A 12622-nucleotide genomic window follows, 5' to 3' on the forward strand; every position below is an offset into this window, starting at 1 on the left:
TTGCTTCCGACTGCTGCCGAGAACCTCGACTCAAGCGTTCTGGCACACCGCGACACACCGGCTATTTGCGAGGTAAGCAATGAGCACTGCACAGATGCCCCGTCCGCCACAGACCCTCTACGTCAACATCCGCCGTGATGAGTTGCGCCAGCTGAAAGACGAGCGCGATCAACTGCAGCAGGAAGTCATGCGCCTACGCTCGCACATCATTCAAGCCCAGCTGGATCAGCCCTCCAGCGCGCAGCCTGCGCTCTGCTGAGCCGCGTCATCGCTTTGTAAGATAACGCCTACGAAAATCTCACAAAGTTTTCACACGCCCCTCCCGATACTCCCGCCCCCAAGGGCCACCGCATGCAAGGGTGGCCTCTGTTGCGCGCAGCCCTGCGCGTCAACTCAAGAATTGTCGGGTCGGAGCGCTGGATGGCAATGTTCAAACGCAGCACTAAGTCTGCGAAAGGCTTTGATTGGGCCGGTCTCGGCTGGCTGTTCATATTTTTCTGGTATTTCTCGGGTATTACCCAGCTGCTGATACAACTGAGCGGAACCTCCGGCTTCAGTGGTTTCCGCCAGGCATTCTTCATGAGCGCGCTGTGGCTGGCGCCGATGTTGATATTCCCGCGCCGTACGCGCTTGCTCGCAGCCCTGATCGGCGTGGTGCTGTGGGCTTGCTCCATGGCCAGCCTGGGTTATTTCTTCATCTACCAGCAAGAGTTTTCCCAAAGCGTCATCTTCATCATGTTCGAGTCGAACATTTCTGAAGCGGGTGAGTACGCCACCCAGTATTTCGCCTGGTGGATCGTGCTGGCATTCATCGCCCACACCGCTGTCGCGATTTTCCTGTGGACCCGGGTGCGCCCGGTGTACCTGCCGCGCGGTCAGGCGCTGCTGGCGTCCACGGCGATCCTGGTGGCGATCATCGGTTACCCGCTGGTCAAGCAGATCGCGCGCAGCGATACCCTGGCAGACGCGATGGACCGCTTTGAATCGCGCATCGAGCCGGCCGTACCGTGGCAGATGATCGTCGCCTACCGCCGCTACACCGAACAACTGGACAACATGCAAGGCATGCTCGACAGCGCGAGCCAGATCCCGCCGTTGACCAACCTCAAGGACAGCATGGCCGGCCAGCCCTCGACCCTGGTGCTGGTGATCGGCGAGTCCACCAACCGCCAGCGCATGAGCCTCTATGGCTACCCGCGCAACACCACGCCGGAACTGGACAAGCTGCGCGACCAATTGGCAGTGTTCGACAACGTCATCACGCCGCGCCCCTACACCATCGAGGCACTGCAACAGGTGCTGACGTTTGCCGACGAGCAAAACCCGGACCTGTACCTCAAGACGCCGTCGATCGTCAGCGTGATGAAACAGGCCGGCTACAAGACCTACTGGATCACCAACCAGCAGACCATGACCAAGCGCAACACCATGCTCACGACCTTTTCCGAACAGGCCGACGAGCAGGTGTACCTGAACAACAACCGCAACCAGAACGCCCGCCAATATGACGGCGACGTGCTGGCGCCATTCGCCAAGGCCCTGGCCGATCCGGCCGAACGCAAGTTCATTGTGGTGCACCTGCTCGGCACCCATATGAGCTACCAGTACCGCTACCCGCCGACCTTCGACAAGTTCACCGATCGCCAAGGGGTACCGGCGGGCATCCGCGACGACCAACTGCCGACCTACAACAGCTACGACAATGCGGTGCTGTACAACGACTTCGTGGTGTCGAGCCTGATCAAGGATTACGCCAAGACCGACCCCAATGGCTTCCTGCTGTACCTGTCGGACCACGGCGAAGATGTGTTCGACTCGGCCGGCCATGCCACCCTGGGGCGCAATGAAGGCAAACCCACGGCGCCGATGTACACCATTCCGTTCATGGCCTATGCGTCACCGAAATGGCGCGAAACCCACGACTGGAACTTCGCCGGCGATTTGCAGCGCCCGTACAGCAGTTCACAGTTGATTCACACCTGGGCCGACCTGGCCGGGCTGAGCTTCAACGAACTGGATCGCACCAGAAGCGTGGTAAGCGACAGCTTCACGCCACGCCCCTTGTTGATCGGCAACCCCTACGCGGCCCAGCGCAAGGCGCTGATAGACTTCAGCCTGATCAAGCCGAAAAAGGTCAATTCAACCGATGTGGTACTTCAGGAAACGCCGAACAGCCCCTGAAACTGCATCAATAGCTTATTTGATAAAAAATGTTACGGACGCGTCGGCTTTTATAACGGTGTGCAGTGGGAACCCCCGCACACCGTAACGCTTGGCCGGGATTTAAGGGTTAACCCATCACCCTCTTAGTTAACAGTATTGTTAACGCCTGACCTCAATTGCGTTAATTCCCACTTAATAAGATCGCCCCATAGTTGCCTCCATCATCTGATCAAGGAGCGACTGGATACCGATCAATCTTAATGGGAATAGCGCAATGAAACTCTCTACCTTGATGCTCGCCAGCCTGATGACCCTGACCTCCGCCGCCGCGTTCGCAGAAGGCGGCTCGGAGCGCTCAAAGGAGTTCTACAACAACTTCACCTTCATGCAGAACCAGCTTCACAGCACTAACGAACGGGTTGCCGCCGCCGATGGCAAGGATATGAAAATGGACACGGTTGAAGAAACCAATACTGATCAACAACCCAAAAGCTGAAGTAACCGTACTACCCTCTGCCATTCTGCTCCTATGGCCAAGGCTAACTTGGCGCCATCTAATGGCGCCTTTTTTTTGCCCGCTATTTATTAAAGCGGCTTGCTCCAGAACAACATGCGGCCAAACTCAGGATCAAACTTGGAATCATCAAAACCAAACTTACGGTACGCCGACTGGGCCACGGCATTGCCTTCAAGCACTTCCAGGGTGATCTTGCAGCAGCCACGCTGGCGCGCGATTTCCTCGACCTTCTGCAGCATTTTCTGACTCAACCCCAAGCCACGAAACGCCTCCATCACCGCCACATCGTGGACGTTGACCAAAGGGCGGCAGGCAAATGTGGAAAACCCTTCGAAGCAATTCACCAGGCCCGCCGGCTCACCGCCGACGAACGCCAGCACGCTGAACGCATGGGGACGCTTGGCCAGTTCGCCGGGCAGTTGCTCCAGAAGGTCGGCAGGCAGGCTGTGGCCTCCACCCATCGGGTCTTCGGCGTAATGGTTGAGCACGCGGCCAATGGCCTGGGCATGCACGGGGTTGGTATAGCTGGCTTGCAGCACCAGGATATCTGGGGTGTCCATGTCCTTCCTCGATCACGACAACAAGGGATTCGGCTCCCTTTGAGGCGCACGATTGTAAGCGCGGAATCGGTAACAGATGAAGGAGATTAACTACAAATATCCGCCTGAAAGTGCGAAGGGTATGCCTCTAAAAAAGCGCGATGCGTGAATTTCGAGGTTTTTTCCTACCTGCTTCAGCCAAACCGCTGGCGTTGCATTTCTTGCAGCCGACTCAGCGTGCGACGGAAGGGAAATTCCAGATAACCCTCGGTATACAAGCATTCCAGCGGCACCTGAGCCTCGATATACAGCGGCACTTTGCGGTCGTAGCATTCGTCCACCAGGGCGATGAAGCGCCTCACGCTGTCATCGTGCACCGACAGTTGCGGCAACTCGCGATCACCGGCCACCACACGCTCGGCAGCATCCTCGGTGCCGCGCGCAATACGGCCCGGACGTCGCTGCGCACTCAGGTTCGGCACCCCGCCCAGCAGGATCACCTTGAAACGGTCACACAGCAGCATGAAATCCATCGCGGCCAGAGGCTGCTCGCAAAGCTCGGCATAGCGACACCACAGCACCCTGTCACTGGACCGCACCGCCACGATGCCACGGTGGCCGACCGTGACCGCGCCGCTGCTCGCTGCCTGCCCCTGGGCCAATTGCTGGAACACAGTGGCCAGCGCATCCGGCTGGTTCACCCAATAGCGCTGGATGCCGACACCTGGGTGCAAGCGATGGTCTTGCGCGCCATCCACCGCGACCACGTGCAGGTGCTGCTTGAGCGCGGCGATGCCGGGCAAAAACCGCTCACGGTTGAAGCCATCGGCATATAGCTGATCCGGCGGTTGGTTGGAGGTGCAGACCATGACCACGCCTGCCTCGAACATCACCTGGAACAGCCGACCGAGAATAATTGCATCGCCGATATCATTGACGAACAGCTCGTCGAAGCACAACACACGTACTTCCCGACTGAGTTCCCGCGCCAGCGCCTGCAACGGGTCATGGGTGCCGGTGAGCTGGAACAGGCGCTGATGCACCCACCCCATGAAATGATGAAAATGCTGACGCCGCGCCGGTACCCGCAAGGTCTGGTAAAACTGGTCCATCAACCAGGTCTTGCCGCGCCCGACCGCCCCCCACAGGTACACGCCGTTGATAGGCGAGCGGCCTTGGTGCAGGGCCTCGTGGCAGGCCTGCAAGGCAGCCACCGCCCGGCGCTGGGCGTCGTCGGCAACGAACCCCTGTTGGGCGATGGCGTGTTGGTAGGCGGTAAGGGGCGAGTCGAGCGTCATGCCCGCCAGTATGAACTACACGGAAATATCCAGCCGCGAAATCTTGCCCTGCGCACTCATCGCCGAGCGCTTCCCCCTCGATAACGGCGCGGATCCACCGCGACCGCCGGTTATTTGAGGCAAAAAAAACGGCCTGAACAGGCCGTTTTTTTATTTGCTCAGATCAAGCAAGGCTCTTGCTGACCACTTCGAACACATCACTCGACAGCTCGCCGGACGCGCGAATACGCTCCAGCTGCGCCTTCATCAGCGCCTGACGCGCGCTGTCGTATTTACGCCAGCGCGTCAACGGCGCCAACTGGCGCGATGCGATCTGCGGGTTGAAGCCGTTCAGTTGGATCACCAGGTCCGCCAGGAAGCGATAGCCCGAGCCATCGGCGGCGTGGAAGTTGATCAGGTTCTGCCCGGCAAAGGCACCGATCAGCGCACGCACCTTGTTCGGGTTCTTGATGTTGAACGCCGAGTGCTCCATCAACGCTTGCACCCGCGCCAGGCCGCCTGGCAACGTGCTGCCGGCCTGCACGCTGAACCACTGGTCCATGACCAGCGGGTTGTCTTTGAAGTTTTCGGCGAACACCGCCAGCGCCTGGGCTTTTTCCGCTTCGAACGGTGAGTTCACCAGCACCGCCAGCGCCGTCAGGCGCTCGGTCATGTTGTCGCTGGTGTCGAACTGATCCAGGGTGGCCGCCAGCACTTGCGGCTTGCCGCTGAGCATCAGGTACGACAGCGCAATGTTCTGCAAGGCACGGCGCGCAAAGTGCTCGGCTGCCGCCACATACGGCGTCTGCTTGGACAGCTCGCGATTGGCCTGGTAGCGCAGCCACAACCCTTCAAACAGGTTGTCGGCCAATTGCTTGCGAGCAAACTCGCGGGCAGCGTGAATCGCCTCGACATCCGCCACTTCGCTGATTTCGGTCAAGTAGGCTTCGCTTGGCAACGAGAGCATCTCCGCGACCATCGCCTGGTCCAGGCTTTCGTCGCTCAGGACCGTGCGCAGTGCGTCGATCAGACGCTGGTCCAGCTTGAGCGGCTGGCCCGCTTGGTGCTGGCCGATCAATTCCTGCAAGACCTGCACCGACAGCTGCTGGCCCGCATCCCAGCGGTTGAAGCCGTCGCTGTCGTGCTGCATCAGGAACATCAGCTGGTCGCGGTTATACGGAAAGCTCAGTTTCACCGGCGCCGAGAAACCACGCAGCAGCGACGGCAACGGCTGTTCGGCGATATCGACGAAGGTGAACGTCTGCTCGGCCTCAGTCACCGAGATCACCCGGGACGTGGCGCCAGCGGTCGTTTCGCCGGCCAGGCGCAAGGCAATGCCCGCACCCTGCCCGTCCAGCAAGCCCAGCTCGACAGGGATCACGAACGGCAGCTTTTGCACCTTGTCCGGGGTTTCCGGGCAGCTCTGGCGGAAGGTCAGGCTGTAGGTCTGGGCGGCGGCGTCATAGGACTCGCTCACGGCCAGGCGTGGCGTACCGGCCTGGCTGTACCAGCGCTTGAACTGGCTGAGGTCGGCGCCGTTCGCGTCTTCCATGGCCTTGATGAAATCGTCGCAGGTCACTGCCTGGCCGTCATGGCGTTCGAAGTACAGGTCGCTGCCTTTACGGAAGCCTTCGGCGCCGAGCAAGGTGTGGATCATGCCGACCACTTCCGAGCCCTTTTCGTACACGGTCAGGGTGTAGAAGTTGGAGATCTCGATAAAGCTGTCTGGCCGCACGGCGTGGGCCATCGGGCCTGCGTCTTCGGCGAACTGGTGAGTGCGCAGGTACGCGACGTCCTGGATGCGCTTGACCGTGGCCGAGTTCATGTCGGCGGAGAAGCCCGAATCGCGGAACACGGTGAAGCCTTCCTTGAGCGACAGCTGGAACCAGTCGCGGCAGGTCACGCGGTTACCCGACCAGTTGTGGAAGTATTCGTGGGCGACGATTGCCTCGACTCGCTGGTGCGCGGCGTCGGTGGCGGTTTCGGCGCGGGCCAGCACGGCGCTGGAGTTGAAGATATTGAGGCCCTTGTTCTCCATGGCGCCCATGTTGAAGTCGTTCACGGCGACGATCATAAAGATGTCGAGGTCGTACTCGCGGCCGTAGGTTTGTTCATCCCAGCGCATGGATTTTTTCAGGCTGGTCATCGCGTGCTGGCACTTGTCGATGTTTTCCGGCTCGACGTAGATGCGCAGTGCCACTTCGCGGTTGGTCATGGTGGTGAAGCTGTCTTCGACGCACCACAGATCGCCGGCCACCAGGGCAAACAGATAGGCCGGCTTCTTGAACGGGTCTTCCCAGGTCGCCCAGTGACGGCCGTCTTCCCCAGGGCCGCTGGCAATCGGGTTGCCATTGGACAGCAGCACCGGGTAGCTGTGCTGCTCGGCGATCACCGTGGTGGTGAAGGTGCTCATCACGTCCGGGCGGTCAAGGTAGTAGGTGATCTTGCGAAAGCCCTCGGCCTCGCACTGGGTGCAGAACATGCCGCTGGATTTGTACAGGCCTTCCAGGGCGGTGTTGGTTTCCGGATGGATGCGCACGCTGGTGTCGACCGTGAACGTCTCGCTGGTCGGGTGCAACGTCAGGTGGCTGTCGGTCAGCTGGTAGTCAGCCTCGGTCAATTCCTTGTCGCCCAGGTTGACGGTCAGCAGCTCCAACTGCTGGCCATCGAGGACCAATGGCGGCAAGCCGGCACCGCGCTCAGGGTTGCGGCGCATCACCAGCTGCGCGTGGACCAGGCTGTGGTCCTCGAACAACTCGAAGGTCAGATGCGTTTCTTCGATCAGGTAGTCCGGCGCCTGATAGTCCTTCAAGTAAATCATCTTGGGTTGTTCGGTGCGCATGGGTGGCATCCTTCTACTGATGCACGGCGAGCTGGTAGGCCGTGTACTTACGAATATTAATAACGCCGGTGTCGAAGATCAGGTATTGGCCTTTGATCCCCAGCAGCGTGCCTTCGGCAATCGGGTTCTTGTCCAGGTTGAAGCTGACGATCTTGGTGGGATACTGCTCAATTGGATAGCGAATTTCGATCGGCTCAATGTCGGCAATGGTTTGGATGGCCTGTAGGCCAAAGCGTTCCTGCAGACTCACCAGGCCTTCGGCGCAGGCGGCGAACAGCTCGTCGCGCACCTGCGCAAGGTCGACCGACTGCGCATCGCCCTTGAGCAACGCGCGCCAATTGGTCTTGTCGGCCACTTGGCTGCGGAACAGGTCTTCGACAAAGCCTGACTGCTGGCGGGTCGCCACACGCATGATCGGCAAAGCCTGACTGGCGCCCTGGTCGAGCCAACGGGTTGGCAACTGGGTGGCGCGGGTAATACCGACCTTGATGCCCGACGAGTTGGCCAGGTACACCACGTGGTCGGTCATGCAGAATGTTTCGCCCCAGCCCGGATCACGGCAGGTACCGGCGTCGTAATGACAACGCTCGGGGCTCATGATGCACAGGTCGCACTGGGCCAGCTTGGTCATACACGGGTAGCAATACCCCTGGCTGAAACTGGTTTTGGTCTTGCGCCCACAATGGCTGCAATGGATGGCGCCAAGGTATTCGAGGCGAATGTGAGTGCCGATCAACGGGTTGACCGGCACCTCGGTGTCGCCCAGGCGAAACGCGTATTGAACGGTCGGCTCACCGAGTTGCGCCGACATTTTGCTGACTGCACCGCGACCAATTTCAATCAATGGATCGCATCCGACTTGAACAGGATGTTCGCTACCGGCTCAGACTTCGACGCGCACTCCTGCGGGCCCATGTAGCCGGTGCGCTGGTCTTCCGGCAGGTTCTGGATTTCCCAGGCGATCACCGCTTGCAGGGACAGCTCGCGCTGCTCGGCGGTGAGCTTGCGGCCATCGGACCACTTGCCGATTTCGACGGCGAGCTTGAGGCTCTCGTAGATGTCCGGGGTGATGTTTTCGATCATTTCAGCAAAAGAGGACATTAGGCTCTTCCTTCTATCAAATTGAGGCTTTGCGGCGGTTGTACAACCCACCCAGCAAACCCGTCAGGCAACCGATGACCAAGCCGCTCACATGAGCCGCGTTGGCGATTTCGCCGAAACCGATCATCGAGATCAGCCCCGACATGCAGAGCACCAGCCATATCAGCATCATCGCCAGCACCCCGCGAGGCAGGCGATACGCCGGGTTCGGCGACAATAAATGAAAGATCCAGCAATGCCCGAGCAGGCCATACAGCACGCCGGACAACCCGCCAAACAGGCCCGGGCCGCCATAGGCGTACTGAGCGTAGTTGGACACCAGGCTGAACAACAGGGTCAGGCCCAGCAGGTTGATGCTGCCCTGGCGCACTTCGATGCGCCGCCCCAGCTCCCAGTACCACATGCCATTCATGGCCAGGTGCAGGATGCCGAAGTGGATCAGCATCGGCGTGACCAGCCGCCACCACTGCCCCGAGGCCAGCATGTCGGCGAACGGCGTGAACTGGATGTACTCGCCCATCACCCGGAACGGCAGGAAAGTCAGCCAGCTCATGGTTTGCAGATTTTCACCGAGCAACGTCACCGCGCCAACGATCAGGCTGGCCAGCAGCACCAGCGCCGTCACCGGGCTGTGGCGAACTTGCTGGGCAAAGCTGGGACGCGTCACCGGCGCTTGTTCCGGGATATCCAGTTGCTGGTCGGGGTCGCCGGCGGGAAACCGCTGGTACAACACGCGCACGTCGTCGCTGAGGGTGTCGGGCACCCACAACACCTGCTCGCCCGCTTCCTCGCTGACGCGGTGAGGCACTTGCATGCGTTGCAGCAGTTTGACAAAACCACCCAGGTCGACGCTCAGGGGCAAGCGCAATACAGCCACGGTGCTCATTGGGTCACCTCAGGTTTGATCACTTCGGGTCGCTCAACGTCGACCCACACAAATTTACGCGGGTCCAGTTGGGTTTCCTGGTCCAGGCGGTACGCCACCAGCTTGCCGTACAGCACTGCGCTGTAGTCCAGGCAGGCCAGGTTCGGGCGGATCGGCGCCGGTTTGCCGCTGCGCCAGTAATGCCCGACGAACAACAACGGTTCGTCGACGCCGTAGCGCAGCAGCGAGTTTTTCTCGGTGGACGACAACGGCGTGCGCGCCACCGGCTCCGGCAAGGCGTCGGGCTGGAACACGATGTCACCGTAGGTTTTCGGGTCGTCTTCCCAGAACTTGGTGCGAAAGAACGAGCGCGTCAGCCCGTCGCCACCGGTCAGCGTCAGGCCATCCGGCAGGCGCATGTCGGTGCCGCGCAACAGGCGGTCGAACGCGTTGCAGGCAAAACTGCCCGGCACGGCGGCGGCCTGCAGGAAGTGCTGGTCGATGCAGCCGTCCGCGAAGGTGGCGCGCAGCGGCTGGATAAAACCGTCGTCCCAGCACGCGTGCACCACGCGAAAACGCCCGGCATCGACAAACAGCGGCATGTCGTAGAACCAGCCGAGGAAGTCGTGCCAGTCGGCCGGGTGGTGCTCGAACTGGGTCAGGGTTTCGTGGATCAAGCGCGCATGCCGCGGGTTGTGCTCGCGCACGAACTGCTTGCCACTGCCCGGCGGCGCCGGTGTGCTCCAGCCCAGCGCATTGAACTCATGGTTACCCATGATGCACAGCGCCTGGCCAGCCTCGGTCATGTCGTGGACGATATGCAGCGCCTCGCGAATACGCGGGCCGCGGTCGATGATATCGCCGAGGAACACCGCCATCCGTGAGGGGTGGCGCCAGGTGCCGCCTTGCTTGTGGTAGCCCAACTGCTCGAGCAAGTGCTCAAGGGTATGAGCGCAACCGTGCACGTCACCAATCAGGTCGTAGCTACGCGCGGGATCGAGCATCAGTCGCCTCCACCCCCCAAGCGGCTGCCCCAGCCCAGCTTGGTGCGGCACACTTCGTAGTAGTTGTGGTCCAGCGGGTGGATCAACCGCAGCTTCTGTGCCTTCTTGCTCACGGTGATGGTGTCACCGGGGGCGCAAGTGAAGTGGTTCTGCCCGTCACAGGACACCTGCGGGTAGATCTGCATGTCTTTGGACACCACGATTTTCAGCTCACTGTTGCCGTCGACCACAATCGGCCTGCTGGACAACATATGGGGGTACATCGGCACGATCACAATGGCATCCAGCTTGGGATGCATGATCGGCCCACCCGCCGACAGCGCATAGGCGGTGGAACCGGTGGGCGTGGCGACGATCAGGCCGTCGGCCTTCTGGCTGCACACGAACTGGCCGTCGATATACAGCTCGAACTCGATCATCCGCGTGGACTTGCCGGGGTGCAGCACCACGTCGTTGAGGGCGTCGCCCTGGCCGATGGCTTCACCGTGGCGGCGCACTTCGGCTTGCAGCAGGAAGCGGTTCTCCACCAGGTAATGGCCGTCGAGCACCTTGGCCACTTCGACTTCCAGCTCATCCGGGCGGATATCAGTGAGAAACCCCAGGCTGCCCCGGTTGATCCCCAGCACCGGCACGTTATGCCGCGCCAGGGCGCGGGCCGCGCCGAGCAGGCTACCGTCGCCGCCGACCACGATGACCATGTCGCACACTTCGCCGAGCATCTTGCGCGACGAGGTTTGCAGGCCGTGGCCAGGGAGAATCTCGGCGATGGTGTCTTCGAGGATCACATGCAGGTGGCGTTCCAGCAGGAACTTCTTCAGCCGGCGGACGGTGTCCAACACCTGGGTACTGCCCAGGCGACCGATAATGCCGATATTGCGAAATTGCTCCATGGGGCTCCTGCGGGATTTGGGGTGCGGCAAAAAAAGAACGATTATGGGCGAAAGGCTGCCCCAGGCAAAATCCTTTGTCGCCGTGAAGCCTTGATGACAATGGTTCTCAGCCACCTGCAAAGGCTTTAAACGGCTATGCTCGGACCATGACTGTGTTCCCTGACTTGCACCATTTGCCTCGCCAGCTGCGCCACCCCGAGGTGCGCGACCTGGCGTGGGTGATGCTCGCCCCGCCGATGCTCGCGCAAACGCCGTGGCCGCAGCGCCACCCGTTGGCCGGCAGCGAGTGGGTGCAGGCGCCACACCTGCTTGAACACTGGCTGCGCACTCTCGATCACGACAGCAGCGCCTTGCAACACTGGCTGAGCCAGTCACGCACCCGTCGCCTGGGCCTCTACTACGAACGCCTGTGGCAATTCGCCGTGCAGCACGCGCCGGGCGTGGAGTTGCTGGCGGCCAACCTGCCGATCCGCCGCGCCGGGCATACCCTGGGCGAGTTGGACATGCTGCTGCGCGACCGGGATGGCGTGCACCATGTGGAGCTGGCGATCAAACTCTACCTCGGCCCGCAGGACGGCAACGGCCAGGACACCGCTCAGTGGCTGGGCCCGGGCTGCCATGACCGCCTCGACCGCAAGCTCGCGCACCTGGCCCAGCACCAACTGCCGATCTCCGCCCGCCCGGAAAGCCGTGAAGTGCTGGCGGCGCTGGATATCCAGCAGTTCGACGCGCATTTGTGGCTCGGTGGCTACCTCCTCTACCCCTGGCCCGGCCAGGCCCTAGCCCCCCACGGCGCCCATCCGCAGCATTTGCGGGGCCGCTGGTTGCACCAACGCGATTGGTCGACCTTCGTACGCGCCAGCAAGCCCGGCCGCTGGCAGCCCCTGCCGCGCCATGCGTGGCTGGCGCCGGCGCATTACCCGGCGGGTGAGGTGTGGAGCGAGGAGCGCATGCAGGGCTGGCTGGCCGAACTGGACCCGATGGCGCCCGCGCAGCTGTTGGTGCGCCTGGTTCAAACAGGCGAGGACTGGGAAGAGGCTGAGCGGCTGTTTCTGGTGGCGGATCTATGGCCGAATGTGCCGGGGGCTGGCTGATTATTTTGAGGTGTTTGTGATGGCCTTATCGGGGGCAAGCCCCCTCCCACATTTTGATCTGTGAATACATTCCAGTTTGGGAGGGGGCTGGCTGATTATTTTGAGGTGGTTGTAATGGCCTCATCGGGGGCAAGCCCCCTCCCACATTTTGATCTGCGAATACATTCAAGTGTGGGAGGGGGCTGGCTGATTATTTTTTGGGGGGTGTTTGTGATGGCCTTATCGGGGGCAAGCCCCCTCCCACATTTTGATCTGTGAATACATTCCAGTTTGGGAGGGGGCTGGCTGATTATTTTGAGGTGGTTGTAATGGCCTCATCGGGGGCAAGCC

General features: G+C 61.0%; 12 protein-coding genes. 4 read left to right on the forward strand and 8 right to left on the reverse strand.

What is annotated here, in order from left to right:
• The first annotated feature begins 94 nt into the window (after window positions 1-94).
• The 3 genes from GIW02_RS13840 to GIW02_RS13850 all read left to right on the forward strand — a co-directional run bounded on the left by GIW02_RS13840 (window position 95) and on the right by GIW02_RS13850 (window position 2659).
• Window positions 95-259 carry a DUF6026 family protein gene (locus tag GIW02_RS13840; RefSeq protein WP_236421897.1) on the forward strand — a complete coding sequence of 55 codons (165 nt, stop codon included), beginning with the start codon at window positions 95-97 and terminating at the stop codon, window positions 257-259.
• Between the two features lie 161 nt (window positions 260-420).
• The gene (locus GIW02_RS13845) at window positions 421-2181 is read left to right on the forward strand and encodes a phosphoethanolamine transferase CptA (protein WP_236415117.1); all 1761 of its coding nucleotides are present in this window, start codon (window positions 421-423) and stop codon (window positions 2179-2181) included.
• A gap of 256 nt (window positions 2182-2437) precedes the next feature.
• Window positions 2438-2659 carry a hypothetical protein gene (locus GIW02_RS13850; protein ID WP_236415098.1) on the forward strand — a complete coding sequence of 74 codons (222 nt, stop codon included), beginning with the start codon at window positions 2438-2440 and terminating at the stop codon, window positions 2657-2659.
• Window positions 2660-2748: 89 nt separating this feature from the next.
• Here GIW02_RS13850 and GIW02_RS13855 read toward each other — a convergent pair whose 3' ends face one another.
• The 8 genes from GIW02_RS13855 to GIW02_RS13890 form a co-directional block, all read right to left on the reverse strand.
• Window positions 2749-3240 carry a GNAT family N-acetyltransferase gene (locus tag GIW02_RS13855; RefSeq protein WP_236415100.1) on the reverse strand — a complete coding sequence of 164 codons (492 nt, stop codon included), beginning with the start codon at window positions 3238-3240 and terminating at the stop codon, window positions 2749-2751.
• Window positions 3241-3413: 173 nt separating this feature from the next.
• The gene (zapE, locus tag GIW02_RS13860; RefSeq protein WP_236415102.1) at window positions 3414-4517 is read right to left on the reverse strand and encodes a cell division protein ZapE; all 1104 of its coding nucleotides are present in this window, start codon (window positions 4515-4517) and stop codon (window positions 3414-3416) included.
• A gap of 163 nt (window positions 4518-4680) precedes the next feature.
• Window positions 4681-7338 carry an aminopeptidase N gene (gene pepN, locus GIW02_RS13865; protein ID WP_236415103.1) on the reverse strand — a complete coding sequence of 886 codons (2658 nt, stop codon included), beginning with the start codon at window positions 7336-7338 and terminating at the stop codon, window positions 4681-4683.
• 13 nt (window positions 7339-7351) lie between these two features.
• On the reverse strand, window positions 7352-8182 hold the full coding sequence (locus GIW02_RS13870) for a DUF2797 domain-containing protein (protein WP_236415106.1): 831 nt from the start codon (window positions 8180-8182) through the stop codon (window positions 7352-7354).
• The gene (locus tag GIW02_RS13875) at window positions 8179-8439 is read right to left on the reverse strand and encodes a YeaC family protein (protein WP_122541572.1); all 261 of its coding nucleotides are present in this window, start codon (window positions 8437-8439) and stop codon (window positions 8179-8181) included. Before GIW02_RS13875 ends, GIW02_RS13870 begins: the two co-directional genes overlap by 4 nt.
• Before the next feature lie 16 nt (window positions 8440-8455).
• A complete protein-coding gene (locus tag GIW02_RS13880; protein WP_236415108.1) occupies window positions 8456-9325 on the reverse strand; it encodes a rhomboid family intramembrane serine protease in 870 nt (289 codons plus the stop codon).
• On the reverse strand, window positions 9322-10311 hold the full coding sequence (locus GIW02_RS13885; protein ID WP_456361636.1) for a metallophosphoesterase: 990 nt from the start codon (window positions 10309-10311) through the stop codon (window positions 9322-9324). Before GIW02_RS13885 ends, GIW02_RS13880 begins: the two co-directional genes overlap by 4 nt.
• Window positions 10308-11198, reverse strand: coding sequence for an NAD(+) kinase (locus GIW02_RS13890; RefSeq protein ID WP_003217892.1), 891 nt, complete (start codon window positions 11196-11198; stop codon window positions 10308-10310). The genes GIW02_RS13885 and GIW02_RS13890 overlap by 4 nt, the downstream gene beginning before the upstream one ends.
• 146 nt (window positions 11199-11344) lie before the next feature.
• On the opposite strand from GIW02_RS13890, the gene GIW02_RS13895 reads away from it, so the two are divergent.
• Window positions 11345-12292 (forward strand): DUF1853 family protein, encoded by a 948-nt coding sequence (locus tag GIW02_RS13895; RefSeq protein WP_236415113.1) that lies wholly within the window; start codon window positions 11345-11347, stop codon window positions 12290-12292.
• The last annotated feature ends 330 nt before the right edge of the window (window positions 12293-12622 follow it).

Source organism: Pseudomonas syringae (assembly GCF_021606685.1).
Classification (GTDB): Bacteria; Pseudomonadota; Gammaproteobacteria; order Pseudomonadales; family Pseudomonadaceae; genus Aquipseudomonas; species Aquipseudomonas syringae_R.

Coding starts and splice junctions, on each gene's coding strand:
- GIW02_RS13840 (WP_236421897.1), top strand. CDS start 95: ATGCCCCGTCCGCCACAGACCCTCTACGTCAACATCCGCCGTGATGAG.
- GIW02_RS13845 (WP_236415117.1), top strand. CDS start 421: ATGGCAATGTTCAAACGCAGCACTAAGTCTGCGAAAGGCTTTGATTGG.
- GIW02_RS13850 (WP_236415098.1), top strand. CDS start 2,438: ATGAAACTCTCTACCTTGATGCTCGCCAGCCTGATGACCCTGACCTCC.
- GIW02_RS13855 (WP_236415100.1), bottom strand. CDS start 3,240: ATGGACACCCCAGATATCCTGGTGCTGCAAGCCAGCTATACCAACCCC.
- zapE (WP_236415102.1), bottom strand. CDS start 4,517: ATGACGCTCGACTCGCCCCTTACCGCCTACCAACACGCCATCGCCCAA.
- pepN (WP_236415103.1), bottom strand. CDS start 7,338: ATGCGCACCGAACAACCCAAGATGATTTACTTGAAGGACTATCAGGCG.
- GIW02_RS13875 (WP_122541572.1), bottom strand. CDS start 8,439: ATGTCCTCTTTTGCTGAAATGATCGAAAACATCACCCCGGACATCTAC.
- GIW02_RS13880 (WP_236415108.1), bottom strand. CDS start 9,325: ATGAGCACCGTGGCTGTATTGCGCTTGCCCCTGAGCGTCGACCTGGGT.
- GIW02_RS13890 (WP_003217892.1), bottom strand. CDS start 11,198: ATGGAGCAATTTCGCAATATCGGCATTATCGGTCGCCTGGGCAGTACC.
- GIW02_RS13895 (WP_236415113.1), top strand. CDS start 11,345: ATGACTGTGTTCCCTGACTTGCACCATTTGCCTCGCCAGCTGCGCCAC.